This window comes from Shimia sp. MIT1388, assembly GCF_047124445.1.
In the GTDB taxonomy this organism is placed as follows: domain Bacteria; phylum Pseudomonadota; class Alphaproteobacteria; order Rhodobacterales; family Rhodobacteraceae; genus Shimia.
The window spans coordinates 391,079-409,829 of sequence record NZ_CP138921.1 but is presented as its reverse complement, the minus strand read 5'-3'; the positions used below and the strand labels follow the sequence as shown (position 1 = coordinate 409,829).

At 58.6% G+C, this 18,751-nt stretch carries 16 protein-coding genes and 1 riboswitch; of the genes, 4 read left to right on the top strand and 12 right to left on the bottom strand.

What is annotated here, in order from left to right:
• Positions 1-18 precede the first annotated feature (18 nt).
• The 7 genes from SIB92_RS01980 to SIB92_RS01950 form a co-directional block, all read right to left on the bottom strand.
• The gene (locus SIB92_RS01980) at positions 19-189 is read right to left on the bottom strand and encodes a hypothetical protein (protein ID WP_412554245.1); all 171 of its coding nucleotides are present in this window, start codon (positions 187-189) and stop codon (positions 19-21) included.
• Positions 190-417: 228 nt separating this feature from the next.
• Positions 418-1,671 (bottom strand): tryptophan synthase subunit beta, encoded by a 1,254-nt coding sequence (gene trpB / locus SIB92_RS01975; RefSeq protein ID WP_412554244.1) that lies wholly within the window; start codon positions 1,669-1,671, stop codon positions 418-420.
• A 95-nt stretch (positions 1,672-1,766) separates the two neighbouring features.
• On the bottom strand, positions 1,767-2,606 hold the full coding sequence (locus SIB92_RS01970) for a LysR family transcriptional regulator (protein WP_412554243.1): 840 nt from the start codon (positions 2,604-2,606) through the stop codon (positions 1,767-1,769).
• A 257-nt stretch (positions 2,607-2,863) separates the two neighbouring features.
• The gene (locus tag SIB92_RS01965) at positions 2,864-3,508 is read right to left on the bottom strand and encodes a phosphoribosylanthranilate isomerase (RefSeq protein WP_412554242.1); all 645 of its coding nucleotides are present in this window, start codon (positions 3,506-3,508) and stop codon (positions 2,864-2,866) included.
• Positions 3,509-3,547: 39 nt separating this feature from the next.
• Positions 3,548-3,898: a lipopolysaccharide assembly protein LapA domain-containing protein gene (locus SIB92_RS01960; RefSeq protein WP_412554241.1), complete on the bottom strand. Its 351-nt coding sequence runs from the start codon at positions 3,896-3,898 to the stop codon at positions 3,548-3,550.
• Positions 3,899-3,901: 3 nt separating this feature from the next.
• Complete coding sequence (gene ihfB / locus SIB92_RS01955; protein ID WP_294113766.1) at positions 3,902-4,183, bottom strand: integration host factor subunit beta; 282 nt, start codon at positions 4,181-4,183, stop codon at positions 3,902-3,904.
• A 252-nt stretch (positions 4,184-4,435) separates the two neighbouring features.
• Positions 4,436-5,716 (bottom strand): DUF3422 family protein, encoded by a 1,281-nt coding sequence (locus SIB92_RS01950; protein WP_412554240.1) that lies wholly within the window; start codon positions 5,714-5,716, stop codon positions 4,436-4,438.
• Between the two features lie 189 nt (positions 5,717-5,905).
• A riboswitch (FMN riboswitch) is annotated at positions 5,906-6,111 on the top strand.
• 83 nt (positions 6,112-6,194) lie between these two features.
• Between SIB92_RS01950 and SIB92_RS01945 the strand changes: the two genes are divergently transcribed.
• Entirely contained in the window at positions 6,195-7,082 is an 888-nt protein-coding gene (locus tag SIB92_RS01945; protein WP_412554239.1) for a DMT family transporter, read from the top strand.
• A gap of 240 nt (positions 7,083-7,322) precedes the next feature.
• Here SIB92_RS01945 and SIB92_RS01940 read toward each other — a convergent pair whose 3' ends face one another.
• The 3 genes from SIB92_RS01940 to SIB92_RS01930 all read right to left on the bottom strand — a co-directional run bounded on the left by SIB92_RS01940 (position 7,323) and on the right by SIB92_RS01930 (position 10,943).
• Positions 7,323-8,765, bottom strand: coding sequence for an NAD(P)(+) transhydrogenase (Re/Si-specific) subunit beta (locus tag SIB92_RS01940; RefSeq protein WP_412554238.1), 1,443 nt, complete (start codon positions 8,763-8,765; stop codon positions 7,323-7,325).
• Positions 8,766-8,777: 12 nt separating this feature from the next.
• Positions 8,778-10,349 carry a Re/Si-specific NAD(P)(+) transhydrogenase subunit alpha gene (locus SIB92_RS01935; RefSeq protein WP_412554237.1) on the bottom strand — a complete coding sequence of 524 codons (1,572 nt, stop codon included), beginning with the start codon at positions 10,347-10,349 and terminating at the stop codon, positions 8,778-8,780.
• A gap of 135 nt (positions 10,350-10,484) precedes the next feature.
• The gene (locus SIB92_RS01930; RefSeq protein ID WP_412554236.1) at positions 10,485-10,943 is read right to left on the bottom strand and encodes a methyltransferase family protein; all 459 of its coding nucleotides are present in this window, start codon (positions 10,941-10,943) and stop codon (positions 10,485-10,487) included.
• A 349-nt stretch (positions 10,944-11,292) separates the two neighbouring features.
• Here SIB92_RS01930 and SIB92_RS01925 point away from each other — a divergent pair, with 349 nt between their 5' ends.
• Entirely contained in the window at positions 11,293-12,045 is a 753-nt protein-coding gene (locus tag SIB92_RS01925; protein WP_412554235.1) for an SDR family NAD(P)-dependent oxidoreductase, read from the top strand.
• A gap of 133 nt (positions 12,046-12,178) precedes the next feature.
• Here the strand turns inward: SIB92_RS01925 and SIB92_RS01920 are convergent, their stop codons facing one another.
• Together SIB92_RS01920 and SIB92_RS01915 are read right to left on the bottom strand one after the other, a co-directional pair.
• Complete coding sequence (locus SIB92_RS01920) at positions 12,179-12,958, bottom strand: gamma-glutamyl-gamma-aminobutyrate hydrolase family protein (protein ID WP_412554234.1); 780 nt, start codon at positions 12,956-12,958, stop codon at positions 12,179-12,181.
• A gap of 126 nt (positions 12,959-13,084) precedes the next feature.
• Positions 13,085-15,217 (bottom strand): malate synthase G, encoded by a 2,133-nt coding sequence (locus SIB92_RS01915; protein ID WP_412554233.1) that lies wholly within the window; start codon positions 15,215-15,217, stop codon positions 13,085-13,087.
• A gap of 210 nt (positions 15,218-15,427) precedes the next feature.
• Here SIB92_RS01915 and pepN point away from each other — a divergent pair, with 210 nt between their 5' ends.
• Both pepN and SIB92_RS01905 read left to right on the top strand, forming a co-directional pair.
• A complete protein-coding gene (gene pepN / locus SIB92_RS01910) occupies positions 15,428-18,013 on the top strand; it encodes an aminopeptidase N (RefSeq protein WP_412554232.1) in 2,586 nt (861 codons plus the stop codon).
• Positions 18,013-18,750 (top strand): glucose 1-dehydrogenase, encoded by a 738-nt coding sequence (locus SIB92_RS01905; RefSeq protein WP_412554231.1) that lies wholly within the window; start codon positions 18,013-18,015, stop codon positions 18,748-18,750. The genes pepN and SIB92_RS01905 overlap by 1 nt, the downstream gene beginning before the upstream one ends.
• The last annotated feature ends 1 nt before the right edge of the window (position 18,751 follow it).

The window sequence follows — 18,751 nt, the reverse complement described above, 5'->3', positions numbered from 1 at the left end:
CACCAACGATGGTCACCCCTAATGAACCGTCGGATTGGGCAGTGTGACATAGGCAGTCTGCGGCGTTCCATCAGTCTTACTGGCCACAATTTTTAGCTGCCGCTCGGTCAGAATATACTCAATATTCAGATACCCCTGCGCCTGCATCGAGGCGACAATACGCTCTGCCAACTGCTTCGCTCTGGACATCATCGACGGCTGCAACTGTGCATTGTTCAAATTGGGCATGGAGTTTCCTTTCTCATAAGAAGGCGAATTGATCTGGCGACACGTGCCGCCCTCTCTCCATGCTGGCCAAATCCCCGCCAAAAACCGCTGTGCATCCGGTCACGCCAATGCACTTTCGTATAGGCGCCCTAGCCCAACAAAAAAGAGCGCCCCACTGGAGCGCTCTCATCAATCTGATTATGTAACAGCTTAGTCCGCGCTGCGGCCTTCGGTGTCAGACATGTCAAAGCCCAGATGGCGCGCCACGGTCTGCACGTCTTTGTCCCCACGGCCACACATATTCATCACCAGAATGTGGTCCTTCGGCAAAGTCGGCGCGATCTTCATCACATGCGCCAGCGCGTGGCTTGGTTCCAGCGCCGGAATGATGCCTTCCATCGAGCAAGAGAACTGGAACGCCTCCAGCGCCTCTTTGTCCGTGATCGACACATATTGCGCGCGGCCAATATCGTTCAGCCAGCTGTGCTCCGGCCCAATGCCTGGATAATCCAGACCGGCAGAGATCGAGTAGCCCTCAAGGATCTGACCATCGTCATCCTGCAACAGATAGGTGCGGTTGCCATGCAGCACACCCGGACGGCCACCTGACAGGGACGCGCAATGCTCCATCTTATCATTCACACCGCGGCCACCGGCCTCAACCCCAATGATGTTGACGGATTTCTCGTCGAGGAACGGGTAGAACAGACCAATCGCGTTGGACCCACCGCCAATCGCCGCAATCACAGTATCCGGCAGACGGCCTTCGCCTTCCTGCTCTGCCAGCTGCCAGCGCACCTCTTTGCCGATGATCGACTGGAAATCGCGCACCATGGCTGGATACGGGTGCGGACCTGCCGCCGTGCCGATGCAGTAGAAAGTGTCATGCACGTTGGTCACCCAATCGCGCAGCGCATCATTCATCGCGTCTTTCAGCGTGCCACGGCCAGAGGTCACGGGCACCACTTCCGCGCCCAACAGGCGCATCCGGAACACGTTTGGCGCCTGACGCTGCACATCATGCGCGCCCATATAAACGATACACTTGAGACCGAATTTGGCACAGACGGTGGCTGTGGCCACACCGTGCTGCCCCGCGCCGGTTTCCGCGATGATCCGGGTTTTGCCCATGCGCCGCGCCAGAATGATCTGGCCCAGCACGTTGTTCACCTTATGCGCGCCGGTGTGGTTCAACTCGTCACGCTTGAGGTAAATCTTCGCGCCACCCAGCTCTTCGGTCATGCGCGCCGCATGATAGAGCGGGCTTGGACGGCCCACATAGTGCTTCCACAAATCGTCCATCTCCGCCCAGAAAGTCGGATCATCTTTGGCCTTTTCATATTCCGCTTCCAGATCAAGGATCAGCGGCATCAGCGTTTCACTGACAAACCGCCCACCAAAATCGCCAAACCGGCCGTTTTCATCCGGGCCAGTCATGAAGCTGTTGAAAAGATCGTTGGACATATGCGTCTCTCCCTTGCGTCGCATGTACCTAAAACGCCGCGTGTGGGATGCGCAAGCGCAAAGCGCGGCTTGCCTGCGCGGCGGGCACTTTGTGACTACGCAGGGGGCCGCGACTTGGATGTCAGAAGCGTTGCCACCGCTTCCAATGCCGCCCGAATAGGCGGATCGTGGCGTGCCTCGTGATGGCACACCAGCCACTCATCATGGGACAGCTCAGGAATGACCGGTGCCACCTGCTTCAACCCCAGCACATTCTCTGCCACAAACGTCGGCATCACCACCCGCCCCACACCCGCCAGAGCAAGATCCATCAATGTCCCCTCCTCACTGGCGGTGGTCATAATATCGACCCCATGTTGCGCCCGCAGCCAGCGCACAGAAGGCGTCTGCGGACGATCGGAACTTAACGCAATGAAACCGCTCACATCGTCTGAAGCCGCGTAAATCGCAAACTCGACTTTGGACGTGCGCCGCCCCGCCAACCACGGCTGATCCGGTCTCCGGCTGCGGATGCCGATGTCCGCATCCCGCCGCGCAATATCCAACATGCGTGTGCTTTCCACAAACTCCAGCCGCCAAGGATCGTCTTTGTTCCAGACCTCCCCCAGCCGCCGTGCCAGATAAGACGCCGTCCAGGCCCCCGCCGTCACCCGCACCCGCACCGCTTCCGGATGCCCCAGACTGCGGGTCAGCCGCGCCTGAATGTCTTTAAGGTCCTGCAGCTGCTCAAGAACCGCGCGCCCTTCGGCGGTCAACGCATAGCCACGCGGCCCGCGTTCAAACAGCTTGCGCCCCAATTGCCGCTCCAAAGCCGTCATCTTGCGGCTGATCGTTGGCACGGTACCGCCCGTGCGCCGCGCCGCCCCGGCCAAGCCCCCTTCCCGGGCCACATCCACAAATAGGGTCAAATCATCCAGCGGCGGCAATTGTTCCATTTTTGAAATCAAACTCTCATTTAGGCACTCTAATAATGGAAGCTCAAAACCGGCAATGTGGTCAAGCCCAATCCCAATGTGAGGTTTTCTTGATGAACTTCTATCTCCTCCCCAGCCGCCCATCTGAGCCCCAGCCCCTGTCCAGCTACGCCAAGGAACGCGAGATCTTCCGCGCCAAGGCCCGCGCATTAAAAAAGCGCCGGCAACTGCGGCGCTTTGCTTTGCTCAAACTCTGGTTGCGCGATCCGCGCCGCGCCTCACAGCGCGTTCTGAACCGCTTTCATAAAGGTGCGGATCATGCCGACGTCCTTCACCCCCGGCGCGCTTTCGACACCTGAAGACAGGTCCAATTGACGCGCACCAGTCATCTTGACCGCCTCGGCCACATTGTCGGCGGTCAATCCGCCCGCCAGCATCCAGGGACGCGGCCAATATTTGCGGTTCACCAGACGCCAATCAAACGACAACCCATTGCCGCCCGGCAGCGCTGAGTTCTTCGGCGGCTTGGCATCCACCAGCAACTGATCCGCCACCGCACCATAGGTATCGATCTTGGCCACATCCTCGGCATCTGCAATGCCAATGGCCTTCATCACCGGTAGCCCAAACCGCGTGCGCACCTCGGCCACCCGCTCCGGGCTTTCGCTGCCATGAAGCTGCAACATGTCCAACGGCACGGTCTCGACCAGTTTGTCCAGAAACGCATCATCCGCATTCACGGTCAGCGCAACCTTAGCCACGCCCACAGGGGCCTCGACAGCCAAGTCCCGCGCCTGCGCGATGCCGACGTTACGCGGTGACTTCTCAAAGAAGACAAAACCAACATAGGCCGCGCCCGCTTCCGCCGCCGCAGCCACATGGGCGGGCTCTTTCAGCCCGCAAATTTTGACACGAATATCCATGGTCCGGACCTACCCGACCTTCCGGTCAAAGCAAAGCGCTCAGCTTGCCTCTTCCAAAAGCGTCAGCACCTCGTCTTTCTTCTCCGCCTCGCGGCCTTTCAGACGACGCACCTCACGCTGTGATTTGTGCAGCTCTTTCTGGGCCTTGGTCTTGTCCGCCCGGTGACGGTGCTCACGCAGCCATTCCCAGACAAAGCCCACAATCAGGCCCACCACAATGGCGCCAAAGATCACCGCAAACAGCGGCACTTGTACCGCGTGATTGATGCCAAACCACTCTTCTGCCACCGCGGGCAGCAAGGTCAAAGTGACCATGTCACGGTTTGCCAAAGCAACCGCAATCAACACGACAGCCAAGCCGCCGAGAAATGCATAGCGAATGTAGCGCATAGCTTACTTTCCGTTCAAACGATCCCGCAAAAGCTTGCCGGTCTTGAAAAACGGCACATGCTTTTCTTCCACTTCCACCGATTCACCAGTGCGCGGGTTGCGCCCAACGCGGGCGTCGCGCTGCTTGACGGAGAACGCGCCAAAGCCCCGCAACTCAACACGGTCGCCGCGGCTCATCGCTTCTGTGATCTCTTCAAAGATCGTGTTCACGATGCGCTCTACGTCGCGCTGGTAGAGGTGTGGGTTTTCGTCTGCGATTTTCTGAATCAATTCCGAACGGATCATCGGTGTCTATCTCCCTGAGGGCGTGCAGGTCTTTTCGCGTGCATCTTCTTGACTATAAGAAGAAACCTGAAGAACGGAAACGAATTGTCCCCCTCCCTTGGTGGAAATCCGCTCAATTCAACGATTTTTCCGACACAGCCGCCTGTGAAACCTGCAATTTCTGGCCCTAGAGGTCGATGCGCCCCCGCATCACCCGTCTCGCCGCGACGCAAAGAAGCCATTGATTCGCAACAAAAAGCCAAATCACTCGTGTCAGTGCATCTTGGCTTTGATCCGCCGCACCATGGCCCAGACCCCCAGCACCACCACCGGTGTCAGCGCCGCCAGAACCACACCCTTGCTCACGCCCAATGGGGTTGCCAGCGGATAGACCAGGTAGCCAGCCAGAGAGACCGCGTAGTAGCTGATCGCCACAACGGACAACCCCTCAACAGTCTCCTGCAGGCGCAATGCCAAATCCGCCCGCCGGTCCATGCTCTCCAAGAGCGCCTGGTTCTGGGCTGACCGTGCCACCTCCACTTTGGTTCGCAACAGCTGCGCCGCGCGCCCGACCCGCTCCGCCAAAGACTGCAACCGGCTTTCGCTGTGGTTCACCGTGCGCATCGCCGGATCATAGCGGCGGGTCATAAACTCACTAAATGTCTGGCGCCCGTGAAACCGCTCTTCGCGCAGGATCTTGATGCGCTGCTGCACAATCTTCTCATAGGCCCCCGTGGCCCCAAACCGGAAAGACGTATCCGCAATCAGCCGCTCAACATCGCCGGACAACTCCAACAGTGCCTGCAACGTCTCCGCAGCATCATCCCGATCACTGCGCAAGTGCCCCATCAACCGGCCCGCGTCTGTCTCCAAGGCCCCCAACTCCCGCGAAATCGCCTTCACTCGGAAATAGCCCAGCATCGACATGCACTTGTAGGTCTCAATCTCACACAGGCGCTGGACCACACGGCCCACACGTCGCGCCCCGGTTTCCGGCGCCACAAACACAGCCATGTTCTGATGCCCATTGGCGGCAATGCGAAAATCCGTGGCCACCACGCAGGTGCGATCCAACACATAGTTGGCCGCCACGGTCTCCGGTAAGAACCACTCATAGATTTGCGAGATCATCTGCTCGTCGCTGGGCATGTTCTCAACCCGGATCATCGCGGAAGTCACCCGCTGCCCTGGCGCAGCCGCCAACCAATCCTCCGGGAACACATCCAGATCCGCCGGATCAAATGCCCGCGTGCTCACCTGTGGCAAGAACATCGTGTAGGTCACAAACTCAGCGTGTTGCTCCCATTTCAACGTATCCCGCCCGATCTGGCAGGTGAAATGCGTGGCCCCTGGCTGCGGATGTGGGGCGCCATAGCGGTCCAACAGATCAAAGAGATGATCCAGTTCCGCCGCCGTATCCAGCCCCACCTGGTCTGGCGGAATACGCCAGGCAATAAAGACCGCCCGACACGGCGCGCTCAACGTCGGAAACGGACGCGCATGCAGTTCATTGGCCAATTTATAGCGCAGCGGATGGTCTTGAATGGCGGACATGCTCTTCTCCTGATCGCGCCAAACTTACCCAGCCGCATCCAAAAGTAAATGTTTTTGTTCATTTTCAAATACTTGCCGGAGTACCACCGCATACAAACCGGGCATTGCAAATGAGATCGCTAACATTTGCCCCCTTGTTCTCCCCCATGCAGCCGCCTATCCCTACCGCTGCGGCCCATCTCCGGGTCGTAACGTTCTCAGGGCGGGGTGGAATTCCCCACCGGCGGTAAGCAGCTGTGCTGTAAGCCCGCGAGCGGCTTTTTAGTTGGAACGCGTCCTCATCCCCAAAAGTGGGAACCGGTTTTGGGACAAGATGCGGAGCCAATCAAAAAGTGTCAGCAGATCAGGTGCAACTCCTGAGCCGACGGTCACAGTCCGGATGGAAGAGAGCGGGAAGAAACCAAGCAGCGCCGCCCGCGGCACTGTGCGGCTTGTCCTGTCTGCCTTGAGTCATGCGCTGAAGAAGAAAGGACACGCCATGACTCGCATTTTTGCAACCACCCGCCCGGCCACCGCCGGTGCATTCCTGATGATCTTTGCCGGACTGCTGTTCGCGCTGGTCAACACCATCGTGCAATGGGGCACGATGAAAATGGGCCTGCCCCCCACCCGCGTCGCTTTTTGGCAATATCTGATCGCCACGCTCTGGCTGGTGCCCTGGATGATCTTCAAAACCCCGGACGCCCTGCGCACCAAAGCCCTGCCCAAACATCTGTTGCGCGTCGGTTGCGCCGTGATTGGCGTGCAGCTTTGGGTCACCGGCCTGGCCCATGTGCCGATCTGGCAGGCCATTGCGTTGATTATGCTCTCGCCATTCTTTGTCACCGTGCTAGCCAGCCTCTGGCTCGGCGAACAGGTCTCCGCCCACCGCTGGGGCGCGGTTGTGATCGGCTTCATCGGTGGCATGATCATCCTGGCCCCATGGTCGGATGCCTTCACACCCCACGCGCTTTATCCGGTTGGCGCCGCGATCTTCTGGGGCCTCACCAGCCTGATGACCAAACAGATGACGGCAACCGAAAGCCCGGCCACGCTCACGCTCTATCTGCTGATGTTGCTCACCCCGATCAACGCAGGCCTGGCGCTGGATGCAGGGCTTGGCTTTGAGGGCAGCACCGCCGGTCTTCTGCTGGTTGGCGCAGGTCTGCTCACTGCCATCGCCCAATATGCCCTGGCACGGGCCTACAGCATTGCAGATGCGGCCTACCTGCAGCCGTTTGACCACCTCAAACTGCCATTTAACGTGGGCCTTGGCCTGGTGGTCTTTGGCTACGCCCCGCCCGGCAGCCTGTGGCTCGGCGCGGCTCTGATCGTGGGGGCCTCTTTTGCGCTGCTACGCCAGGAAACCCGCCTACAAACCGCCTGATCCAACAAGCATGGCTCAAGCCTTCCGGCTTGAGCCTTTAGGGGCGCTGCCCCTGCCACAGCAAGCTGTGCCCACCCCGGGATATTTCAAGAATGAGAAAGCAGAAGGACACCAATCCCCCAAGACTTCTCATTCACCAAATATCCCCGCCGGAGGCATCTGCGCTCCCGCCAAACACCCCCGCTAAACAAAAGGGCGCCCCGTTCTAGGGCGCCCTTTCTTAATCTTATCGCAGATCGATCACTCGATCATGGTCAGCAGTTTGTCGAGGCTGGCCTTCGCGTCCCCATAGAACATGCGTGTGTTCTCTTTGAAGAACAGCGGGTTCTCGATGCCGGAATACCCGGTACCCTGGCCACGTTTGGAGACAAACACCTGCTTGGCTTTCCAGCATTCCAGAACCGGCATACCCGCGATGGGGCTGTTCGGATCTTCCTGAGCCGCCGGGTTCACGATGTCGTTGGAACCAATCACGATGGCCACATCCGTTTCCGGGAAGTCGTCGTTGATCTCGTCCATTTCCAGCACGATGTCATACGGCACCTTGGCCTCGGCCAAGAGCACGTTCATGTGCCCAGGCAGACGACCCGCCACCGGGTGGATCGCAAAACGCACGTTCTTGCCTTTGGCGCGCAGACGACGGGTCAACTCTGCCACGTTCTGCTGTGCCTGTGCCACCGCCATGCCGTAGCCTGGGATGATCACAACGCTGTCCGCATCGTCCAGCGCCGCGGCCACACCGTCGGCTTCAATCGCGATCTGCTCGCCTTCGACTTCCATCGCAGGGCCAGACGCCCCGCCAAAGCCACCAAGGATCACCGACACGAAAGACCGGTTCATCGCCTTACACATGATGTAGGACAGGATCGCACCGGAAGACCCTACGAGGGCCCCCACCACGATCAGCAGGTCGTTGCCGAGCGAGAAACCAATCGCCGCCGCCGCCCAGCCAGAGTAGCTGTTCAACATGGAGACAACCACTGGCATGTCCGCGCCACCGATGCCCATGATCAGGTGATACCCAATGAACAGCGCCGCAATGGTCAGAACAAACAGCGGGAAGAAGCCGCCAGAGTTCAGGTACCAGATCAGGCAGCCCAGCGAGAGCACCGCCGCACCAGCGTTCAACAGGTGACCACCAGGCAGTTTCTCGGCGTTGGAGGTGACTTTGCCGGACAGCTTGCCATAGGCAATCACGGAACCAGTGAAGGTCACCGCACCAATCCAGACACCCAGGCTCAGTTCCACCAGCAAAATGCTGATCTCAACCGAGGTCTTCTTGGCGATCAGCTTGCCGAACGTACCAAGCTCTTTCACGGCGTCCGGACCTGCCGCCACAGCTTCCGCTGCGTTGCCGATCTCAAAGTGCGCATTAAAGCCCACAAACACCGCCGCCAGACCAACCAGCGCGTGCATGCCTGCCACCAGCTCCGGCATCTGGGTCATCTCGACCTTGGACGCCAGTTGATAGCCAATCACACCGCCCGCCGCGATCAGCGGAATGGACAGCCACCACAGACCCGCACCGGGGCCGATCAATGTGGCAAACACCGCCAGCGCCATGCCGGAAATGCCGTACCACACCGCGCGCTTGGCGCTTTCCTGATTGCTCAGACCACCCAAGGAAAGGATGAAGAGCACTGCCGCAACAACGTAAGCGGCGGTCGTAAAACCGTATTCCATTGCTCGACCTCCTTAGGACTTCTGGAACATGGCGAGCATGCGCCGTGTCACGAGGAAACCGCCGAAGATGTTGATCCCGGCCATGAAGACAGAGAGCGCCGCCAGCAGGATCACAAGGAAGCTGCCAGAGCCAATCTGCATGAGAGCCCCCAAGATGATGATCGAGGAGATCGCGTTGGTCACAGCCATCAGCGGAGTGTGCAGCGAGTGCGCCACGCCCCAGATCACCTGGAAGCCAACAAAACAGGCCAGTGCAAACACGATGAAGTGCTGCATGAAGCTCGCAGGCGCCACCAGACCCAAAAGCAGGATCAACGCACCGCCACCGGCCAGCAGGCCAACCTGCTGTTTGGTCTGTTGTTTGAAGGCCGCGATTTCCGCCGCTTTCTTCTCTTCCGGTGTCAGTTCCGGCACCACCTCTTTCGGCTTGGCAGCAATCGCCTGCACCTTTGGAGGGGGTGGCGGGAAGGTGATGTCACCCTCAAAGGTCACGGTCGCGCCGCGGATCACGTCATCTTCCATGTCGTGATTGATCTGACCGTCTTTCTCAGGGGTCAGATCCGCCATCATGTGACGGATGTTGGTCGCATAGAGGCTGGAGGACTGCGCCGCCATACGCGATGGGAAGTCGGTGTAGCCGATGATGGTCACGCCATTCTCGGTCACAACCTTCTCATCCATCACGGTGAGCTTACAGTTGCCGCCTTTTTCCGCCGCGAGGTCCACAATCACGGAGCCCGGCTTCATCGCTTCGACCATGTCTTTGGTCCAAAGCTCCGGTGCTTCGCGGTTCGGGATCAACGCAGTGGTGATCACGATATCCACTTCCGGCGCCAGCTCACGGAACTTCGCCAGCTGCGCTTCGCGGAACTCGTCAGACTGCACAGAAGCATAGCCACCTGTGGCCGCGCCATCGGTGCCTTCTTCTTCAAAGTCCAGATAGACAAACTCGGCGCCCATGGACTCAACCTGCTCGGCCACTTCCGGACGCACGTCAAACGCAAGGGTGATTGCACCCAACGAGGTCGAGGTCCCGATCGCGGCCAGACCAGCCACACCGGCCCCCACAACCAACACTTTGGCAGGAGGCACTTTACCAGCAGCGGTCACCTGCCCAGTGAAGAACCGGCCAAAGTTGTTGCCCGCTTCAATAACCGCACGGTAGCCGGCGATGTTGGCCATGGAGGACAGCGCGTCCATTTTCTGCGCGCGCGAAATACGTGGCACCATTTCCATGGCAATCACGTTGGCGCCCTTGGCCTTCGCCGCTTCCATACCCTCTTCGTTGCCCGCAGGGTTGAAGAAGGAAATCAGCGTCTTGTCCTTGGTCAGGCGCTTGAGCTCGGTGGCGTCTGGCTGACGCACCTTCGCTACGATATCGACCTCTTTCCAGAGCGCCGCGGCGGTCTTGATGACCTCTACACCCGCAGCCTCGTAGGCGGCATCTGAGAACCCAGCACCGGCACCGGCACCACTTTCAATGGCGCACTCGTAGCCGAGCTTCTGGAGCTGCTTGGCAGAGTCCGGTGTCATCGCGACCCGGTTCTCACCACCAAACACCTCTTTTGGCGTACCTATTTTCACCTTTCTTATCCCCCTTCAGAGTCAGAGCAATAATGTTTCACGCAGACCATGCTGCACTTGCATAATGTTTTAACGCCACCTGAATTGCTGCACAAGCAAACAAACCAGCGTCCGTATTTCTGCGACGCAACGGCATCACACCCACCTGCGCACTTTCTCGCAATAGCGCGCAAAATCCATGCGAAATGTCTTCCTCAGGCGATTTTCTTCTGGAATGACAAACCGCTTTTCCAAAACCCACAGGAACACCGGCACCAGAGGCAGGGCCAGCACCGCGTCCCAATAGAGAATAAAGCCCGCGAGGATCATCACATCCCCGACATAGATCGGATTGCGGCTGCGCGAGAAAATCCCGCTTTGCACCAGCCGCGCACTGTCCTGGTGCGGGTGGATCGTGGTTTGATGCCGCCGCATCTCGACAATCGCCAAAACCGCCAGCAGAACGCCGCCGCCAACAAGCAGCCCGCCGAGCAGATCTGCCCAAACCGGCCCAAAGCTTAACCCCATCGGCCAATGGGTCGCTTGCGCCCAGGCCGCGGCCAGCGCCGCCAGCAACCAGACCGGCGGGATATCAATCGAGCGCAAAAGCGTCATTGTCCCGCCCCGGTGCACGACACGCCAGAACCCTGGTGCGCACACCGGTTCGAAATTGGTATTATCTTTAGGCTGCGTTGCATCATGCCCCTTGGTTTAACGATCCGTTGATACACTGCAACGATCCAGACACACCGTGCGTCAAAAAGGGCCAGAAAGCCGCATGTTGCGCCCAAAATAGGACAGGAGTTTTGCCCGAAATGCCATTTTGAGCGCATTTTCCGCATGGGTGCACGGACATTTTGACCACCTGTCCCTCTTTTGTGACCCTGCGGCGCAAACAACCAGAACGCTTGTTCGGTCTTATTCGCGCGCTAAGGTGATCCCGAAACAGGAGTGGGAGAGAGACATGACACTATCGGGCAAACACGCATTGGTCACCGGCGGCGGCACCGGCATTGGCCTCGCCATTGCCAAGGCATTGGCTGCCGAGGGCGCGCAGGTCACCATCACCGGCCGGCGTCTGAACGTATTGGAAGAGGCTGCCACCGAAGGGCTCTTTCCCCTCGCCATGGATGTGGCAGATGAGTCCTCCGTGGTTGATGGCGTCGCCGCAGCTGTGGCAGCTCGTGGCCCCATTCAAATCTGTGTCGCAAACGCGGGGATTGCCGAAGGCCGCGCCTTGCACAAAACCGATATGGAATTCTGGCGCAAGATGATGTCGATCAACATCGACGGCGTGTTCCTCACCATCCGCGAAAGCCTGAAGTCCATGACCCAGACCGATTGGGGCCGCGTCATGGTGATCTCTTCCATCGCTGGCCTGCGAGGTCTCAAAGGCGCCCCCGCCTACTCCACCTCCAAACATGCTGTGAATGGCATGATCAAATCGCTGGCCGCGGACTTCGCCACCAAACCGATCACCTTCAATTCGATCTGCCCGGCCTATGTGGAAACGCCGATCATCGATCAAAACATCGAAAGCATTATGGCCCGCACCGGCTGCTCTGAGGAAGAGGCCCGCCACATGATGGTTGGCGTGAACCCGCACGGCCGCCTGATCAAACCCGAAGAAGTCGCCCACACCGCGCTCTACCTGTGCTCCGACATGGCGGACTCCATCCGAGGTCAAATGGTGCAAATCTCAGGCGGTGAGGTGTAACCTCAAACGGCCCGGCGGACATGCCGCTGGGCCGTTAACCAATACATATTCCATTTTTATGGACAGTCGCGAAACAGTCGCAATACCGACAGGATACCGACGTGTAAATCAGCGCCATTTTAGCCGTTAACCTTTAGGCAGACTTGAGCACAGGCCGCGCTTCCTGCCCTCTTGCCCAGGCCCGCACCGCCTCGCCAAAGGCCTCAAACAACGGACGGCTCACCGGATCATTGGCCGCATCCCATTCCGGATGCCACTGCACCGACATGGTGAACCCCGGCGCGCCCTCGATATAGATCGCCTCCGGTGTCTCATCCGGCGCGTAACCATCTATAATCACACGACTTCCCGCGCGTTTGATACCTTGCCCGTGCAGCGTGTTTGTCATCACTTTCTGACTGCCAAACAGATGATGGAACGGCCCGTTCTCACTGAACTCCACCGTGTGGCGCAGTGCAAACTTCTCTTCCAACGTACCATCCGGCGGCATCCGGTGATTGTCCCGCCCCGGCAAATCGCGAATTTCGGGATACAGGCTGCCCCCCATGGCAACGTTAACCTCCTGAAATCCCCGACAAATCCCCATAAACGGCTGCCCGCTTTCCACACAGGCCCGCACCAATGGCAACACAATCGCATCGCGCGCCCGGTCAAACTCCCCATGCGCCGCCGTCGCCGCTTCACCGTATTCCTCAGGGTGCACATTCGGCCGCCCGCCAGTCAGCAAAAAACCGTCACATTTCTCCAGCAACTCATCTACTGAAACAAACCGCGGATCAGCCGGGATCAACAGCGGCATACATCCGGAAACCCCTGAAACCGCTTCAGAATTCATGGTCCCCCCGGCGTGCGCCGGATATTGGTCATTGATCAGATATTGGTTGCCGATGATCCCGACGACAGGACGCGTCATGCTGGCCTCTTTGACTTATTGCGCAGGTAACCATAGGACGCGCATTCCAAATGAGAAAGCCCTGAAGCGTTCACATCATTCAAGACAAAGAAAAAAGGCCGGGATATCCCCCGACCTGATTGATTGTTAGGCTTGTGCCTTGAGCTCCAACCGCCGCGCATGCAGCACCGGCTCGGTATAGCCCGATGGCTGAATGCGGCCGTTGAACACCAGATCACAGGCCGCCTGGAAAGCAATCCCGTCAAAGCCCGGCGCCATCGGCGCATAGAGCGGATCGTTGGCGTTCTGCCGATCCACGACAGCCGCCATCTTCTGCATCGCCGCCATGACCTGCTCTTCACTCACCACACCTTGGTGCAGCCAGTTGGCCAGACCCTGGCTGGAAATCCGGCAAGTCGCGCGGTCTTCCATCAGGCCCACATCATTGATGTCCGGCACTTTGGAACAGCCAACGCCTTGGTCCACCCAACGCACCACATAGCCCAAAATGCCCTGCGCGTTGTTTTCGACCTCAGCGGCAATCTCCTCCTCTGAGAGGTTCTGCCCGTCCATCACCGGTACAGTCAGCAAATCGTCCAACGTCCCGCGTGCGCCCCCCGCTTTGATCTCTTCCTGACGCGCCAGCACGTCGACCTCGTGGTAGTGCGTCGCGTGCAACGTTGCTGCGGTTGGCGAAGGCACCCAGGCACAGTTGGCTCCGGACTTCGGATGGCCAATCTTCTGTTCAAGCATCGCGCCCATCAGGTCCGGCATGGCCCACATGCCTTTGCCAATCTGCGCCTTGCCTTGAAGCCCACAGGCCAGACCGATGTCCACGTTGCGATCTTCATAAGACAGGATCCACGGTGTGGTCTTCATCTCGCCTTTGCGCAGGAAAGCCCCCGCTTCCATGGAGGTATGGATCTCGTCCCCTGTACGGTCCAGGAACCCTGTGTTGATAAACGCCACACGTCCTTTTGCGGCCCGGATACATTCCTTGAGGTTGGCGCTTGTACGGCGCTCCTCGTCCATGATGCCCATCTTCACCGTGTTGCGCGGCAGGCCCAAGATGTCCTCAACCTTGGCAAAGATCGCATCGGAGAACGCCACCTCTTCCGGCCCGTGCATCTTCGGCTTCACCACGTAAACCGAACCATGCACCGAGTTGCCGCTCTCCCGCTTCAGATCATGCATCGCGATCATCACGGTCACGAGCGCATCCATCAGCCCTTCGCCAATCTCATTGCCGTCCCGATCCAGTACCGCCGGGTTGGTCATCAGATGGCCAACGTTGCGCACCAACATCAACGAGCGACCTTTCAACGAGGTTTCTGTACCGTTCGCTGCGGTAAAGGAAACGTCATCTTTCAAAACGCGCGTGAAGGTCTTGCCGCCTTTGGCAACCTCTTCGGACAGGTTGCCCTGCATCAGGCCAAGCCAGTTTCCGTAGGCCACAACCTTGTCTTCGGCGTCCACACAGGCCACGGAATCTTCGCAGTCCATGATCGTGGACATGGCACTTTCTAGCGTGATGTCGTTGATACCCGCTTTGTCAGATGCGCCAATATTGCCTGTGCGATCAACTTCAACAATCACATGCAGGCCGTTGTTTTTCATCAAAATACGCGACGGCGCAGCGGCGTCGCCCACGTGACCGACAAAGGCCTCCGCCGCCTGCAGCGCAGGCACAAGTTGACCACCCTCAACCGACAATCCGTCAATGTCTGCCCAGCTGCCTTCGGCCAGAGGCAACGTCTTGTCCAGGAAGTCCCGCCCCCAATCAATCACACGTGCCCCACGCGCCGAATCGTAACCCTTGCCAGACGGCAGATCCCCCATCGCGTCGGTGCCATAAAGCGCGTCATAAAGGCTGCCCCACCGGGCATTGGCCGCATTCAAGGCAAAGCGCGCATTGGTGATCGGGACCACCAATTGCGGACCGGGAATCGCTGCGATCTCCGGATCAACATTGGCGGTTTCCACGGCAAAGTCTTCGCCCTCGGCCACCAGATAGCCAATCTCCTGCAGAAACGCTTTATACGCCTCCGCATCATGCGCCTGACCTTTGCGGGCCAAATGCCAGCCATCAATCTTCTGCTGAATCTCTTCCCGCTTGGCGAGCAACGCGCGGTTGGTTGGCCCAAACTCATGCGCCAGAACACTCAAGCCCTGCCAGAACACATCCTCATCCACGCCAGTTCCAGGGAGCGCCTTACTCACAATGAAATCATAGAGTTCGTCGGCAATTTGCAGCCCGTGCTGCTCAATTCTCTTGGTCATTGTGAAACTTCCTCATCTCTGGCGTCGCGTTTCAATTAGTGCACATGTTTTCTATAGGCAATAAAACCGCTTACCTTCCTTTCCCAAAGGGATTTTCAACTTTTTCCATAGATTTGCGAAACTGCACATCCATTTTGTGAAAAATCGCCTACCCCCTTGCGGGTGCCGCCCGACAAGCTACACCAAGATGAGCAACCAATGGAGACCGTGATGAAAGACGCCGCGCCGCAAACGATCTATCTCAAAGATTACACCCCGTTTGGCTTCATCGTGGATGGTGTCGAGCTGACGTTCCGCCTGCACCCGACCAAAACGCGGGTGCTCTCCAAAATCGCCTTCCGGCCCAATCCAGAGGCCACTGACAAGAGATTTTTCCTGCACGGCGAACAGCTTAAGCTGATCAGCGCCAAGATCGACGGCGCAGAGGTTACGCCCCACACCGTAGATGGTGGCATCGAAGTTGATGCACCCGACGGACCTTTCACTTGGGAAGCCGAGGTTGAAATCAACCCGCAGGCCAACACCGCGCTCGAAGGCCTCTACATGTCCAACGGCATGTATTGCACCCAATGTGAGGCCGAAGGTTTCCGCAAAATCACCTATTATCCGGACCGCCCGGACGTGATGGCCACATTCACGGTGCGCATCGAAGGCGACGTGGAAAACACACCAGAGCTGCTCTCCAATGGCAACGGCGACGAATACGGCACCGACCAAACCGTCACCCCGGCCAGCAACTACGCGGTCTGGATCGACCCTTGGCCCAAACCGGCCTACCTTTTTGCCCTTGTGGCCGGTGATCTGGTTGCCCACGAAGACACCTTCAAAACCATGTCCGGCAAAGACGTGCGCCTGTCGATCTACGTCCGCCCCGGAGATGAGCACAAATGTGCTTTCGGCATGGAAGCCCTTAAAAAGTCTATGAAATGGGACGAAGAGGTCTACGGCCGCGAGTACGACCTTGATGAGTTCAACATCGTCGCCGTGGATGACTTCAACATGGGCGCGATGGAAAACAAAGGGTTGAACATTTTCAACAGTTCCTGCGTGCTTGCCTCCCCCGAAACCGCAACAGACGGCAATTTTGAACGCATCGAAGCCATCATCGCCCATGAGTATTTCCACAACTGGACCGGCAACCGCATAACCTGTCGCGACTGGTTCCAGCTTTGCCTGAAAGAAGGCCTGACCGTCTTCCGCGACGCGCAGTTCACCGCCGATATGCGCTCTGAGCCGGTCAAGCGCATTGACGACGTTCTCGCCCTGCGCGCGCGCCAGTTCCCGGAGGACCAAGGTCCGCTGTCTCATCCGGTTCGCCCCGAAAGCTTTCAGGAAATCAACAACTTCTACACGGCGACTGTCTATGAAAAAGGCGCCGAAGTCATTGGAATGCTAAAAACTCTGGTAGGGGATGACGCCTATGCCAAAGCGCTCGACCTCTATTTTGAGCGCCACGACGGTCAGGCCTGCACAATTGAGGACTGGATCAAAGTTTTTGAAGACAGCACCGGCCGCGACCTCACCCAGTTCAAACTGTGGTACTCCCAATCCGGCACACCCGAAGTCACTGTGCGCGAAGAGTACGAAGGCGACACTTTTACCCTGCATCTAAGCCAATCCAGCGCCCCAACGCCGGGTCAGGACGTGAAAGCCCCACAGGTAATCCCGGTGGCCGTGGGCCTGCTCAATGACAATGGCGACGAAGTGCTGCCCACTGAAGTCCTGGAGCTCACCGAGGCGGAACAGAGCTTCACCTTCAAAGGCCATGCCACCCGTCCTATTCCCTCGGTTTTGCGAGGCTTTTCTGCCCCGGTGACGCTCACACAAGACATCGACAACGCCCGACGCGCCTTCTTGCTCGCGCATGATACCGACCCATTCAACCGCTGGGAAGCGGGCCGCGATCTCGCGCGCGACAGCCTGATTGGCACAATCGTGGAAGGGACCACTCCCAACCAAGGCTATCTCGCTGGCCTCAAAACACTTTTGCGCGACGACAGCCTTGATCCGGCCTACCGTGCTCTGATGCTTGGGCAGCCATCACAATCCGAACTGGCGGGCATTCTGCACAAACAAGGCCACACACCAGATCCAGCGGCGATCCACGCTGCTACAGAAGCCCTGCGCGACGCCAAGGCCAAAGCTTTTGCGGACCTGCTGCCAGATATCTACGCCGCCAATCAGGTCTCTGGCCCCTTCTCGCCGGATGCGGAACCCGCGGGCAAGCGTAGCCTTGCGAATGCCGCGCTCTCCCTGCTGACCTGTTTGGACGGTGGTGAAGCCGCTGAAAAGCAATACAAATCCGCGAACAACATGACTCTGCAACTCGCAGCCTTTGGCGCCTTGCTGGATGCGGGCAAAGGGGAAAATGCCGTCGCAGCCTTTTATGACCAATGGAGAGACGACCGGCTGGTCATCGACAAATGGTTCTCCATGCAAGTCATGCTTGCCAAACCCGAAGACCTTGCGGCAACCGTCGCGACCCTCACCCAACACGCTGACTTTGATTGGAAAAACCCCAATCGCTTCCGTGCCGTGATGGGTGTCATGGCAGCCCATCACGCGGGCTTCCACCACGAGTCGGGCGCGGCTTACGAAGTGTTGGCGGACTGGCTGATCAAGCTGGACCCTGTGAACCCGCAAACCACCGCGCGCATGTGCAGCGCCTTCCAAACCTGGAAACGCTATGATGCCAACCGGCAGGCGCTCTTGAAGGCACAGCTTGAGCGCATTGCCGGTCAGGACGGTTTGAGCCGCGACACCACCGAAATGGTGACCCGCATTCTGGAGGCATAATGTCCAAAGTTCTACTGATCACCGGCGCCAGCGCAGGCATTGGCGCGGCCACCGCCAAACTGGCTGCCGAAGCGGGCTATGACCTCGCGCTAAATTACCGAAGCGACACCCAAGGCGCTGAAACTGTTGCGAAAACCGTACGCGCATCGGGCGTCCGTGCAGAACTTTTTCAAGCAGACGTAGCGGATCCCAGCCAGGTCGAAGCCATGTTCAAAGCCGTCGACGCAAGCTTCGGCCGCGTGGATGCGCTGGCCAACAACGCCGGTATCGTGGACCAAGGTGCGCCAGTGACCGAGTTCACTCACGCACGTCTGAAGCGCATGTTTGATGTCAACGTGATCGGCGCCATGCTAGTCGCTAAGGAAGCCGTGATCCGTATGCAAGCACAAGGTGGCGGCGCTATTGTCAACGTCAGCTCCGTGGCCTCGCGCACCGGCTCCGCCAATGAATATGTCGACTATGCCGCGTCCAAAGCGGCCATCGACACCTTCACCAAAGGTCTGGCCGAAGAAGTCGCCGCACAGGGCATTCGCGTCAACAGCCTGCGCCCCGGCATCACCGACACAGAGATCCACGCCAAGGGCGGCGCTCCAGACCGCGCCAGCCGGCTGGCACACAAAATCCCGATGCAACGCCCTGGCACCGCAGAAGAAATCGCCCGCGCCATTCTGTTTCTGCTGTCAGAAGATGCCAGCTATATCACCGGCAGCACTCTTGATGTGTCTGGAGGCCGGTAAA

Coding starts and splice junctions, on each gene's coding strand:
- SIB92_RS01925 (WP_412554235.1), top strand. CDS start 11,293: ATGACACTATCGGGCAAACACGCATTGGTCACCGGCGGCGGCACCGGC.
- SIB92_RS01905 (WP_412554231.1), top strand. CDS start 18,013: ATGTCCAAAGTTCTACTGATCACCGGCGCCAGCGCAGGCATTGGCGCG.
- SIB92_RS01930 (WP_412554236.1), bottom strand. CDS start 10,943: ATGACGCTTTTGCGCTCGATTGATATCCCGCCGGTCTGGTTGCTGGCG.
- ihfB (WP_294113766.1), bottom strand. CDS start 4,183: ATGATCCGTTCGGAATTGATTCAGAAAATCGCAGACGAAAACCCACAC.
- SIB92_RS01960 (WP_412554241.1), bottom strand. CDS start 3,898: ATGCGCTACATTCGCTATGCATTTCTCGGCGGCTTGGCTGTCGTGTTG.
- trpB (WP_412554244.1), bottom strand. CDS start 1,671: ATGTCCAACGATCTTTTCAACAGCTTCATGACTGGCCCGGATGAAAAC.
- SIB92_RS01915 (WP_412554233.1), bottom strand. CDS start 15,217: ATGACCAAGAGAATTGAGCAGCACGGGCTGCAAATTGCCGACGAACTC.
- SIB92_RS01945 (WP_412554239.1), top strand. CDS start 6,195: ATGACTCGCATTTTTGCAACCACCCGCCCGGCCACCGCCGGTGCATTC.
- SIB92_RS01920 (WP_412554234.1), bottom strand. CDS start 12,958: ATGACGCGTCCTGTCGTCGGGATCATCGGCAACCAATATCTGATCAAT.
- SIB92_RS01965 (WP_412554242.1), bottom strand. CDS start 3,508: ATGGATATTCGTGTCAAAATTTGCGGGCTGAAAGAGCCCGCCCATGTG.
- pepN (WP_412554232.1), top strand. CDS start 15,428: ATGAAAGACGCCGCGCCGCAAACGATCTATCTCAAAGATTACACCCCG.
- SIB92_RS01980 (WP_412554245.1), bottom strand. CDS start 189: ATGTCCAGAGCGAAGCAGTTGGCAGAGCGTATTGTCGCCTCGATGCAG.
- SIB92_RS01950 (WP_412554240.1), bottom strand. CDS start 5,716: ATGTCCGCCATTCAAGACCATCCGCTGCGCTATAAATTGGCCAATGAA.
- SIB92_RS01970 (WP_412554243.1), bottom strand. CDS start 2,606: ATGGAACAATTGCCGCCGCTGGATGATTTGACCCTATTTGTGGATGTG.
- SIB92_RS01940 (WP_412554238.1), bottom strand. CDS start 8,765: ATGGAATACGGTTTTACGACCGCCGCTTACGTTGTTGCGGCAGTGCTC.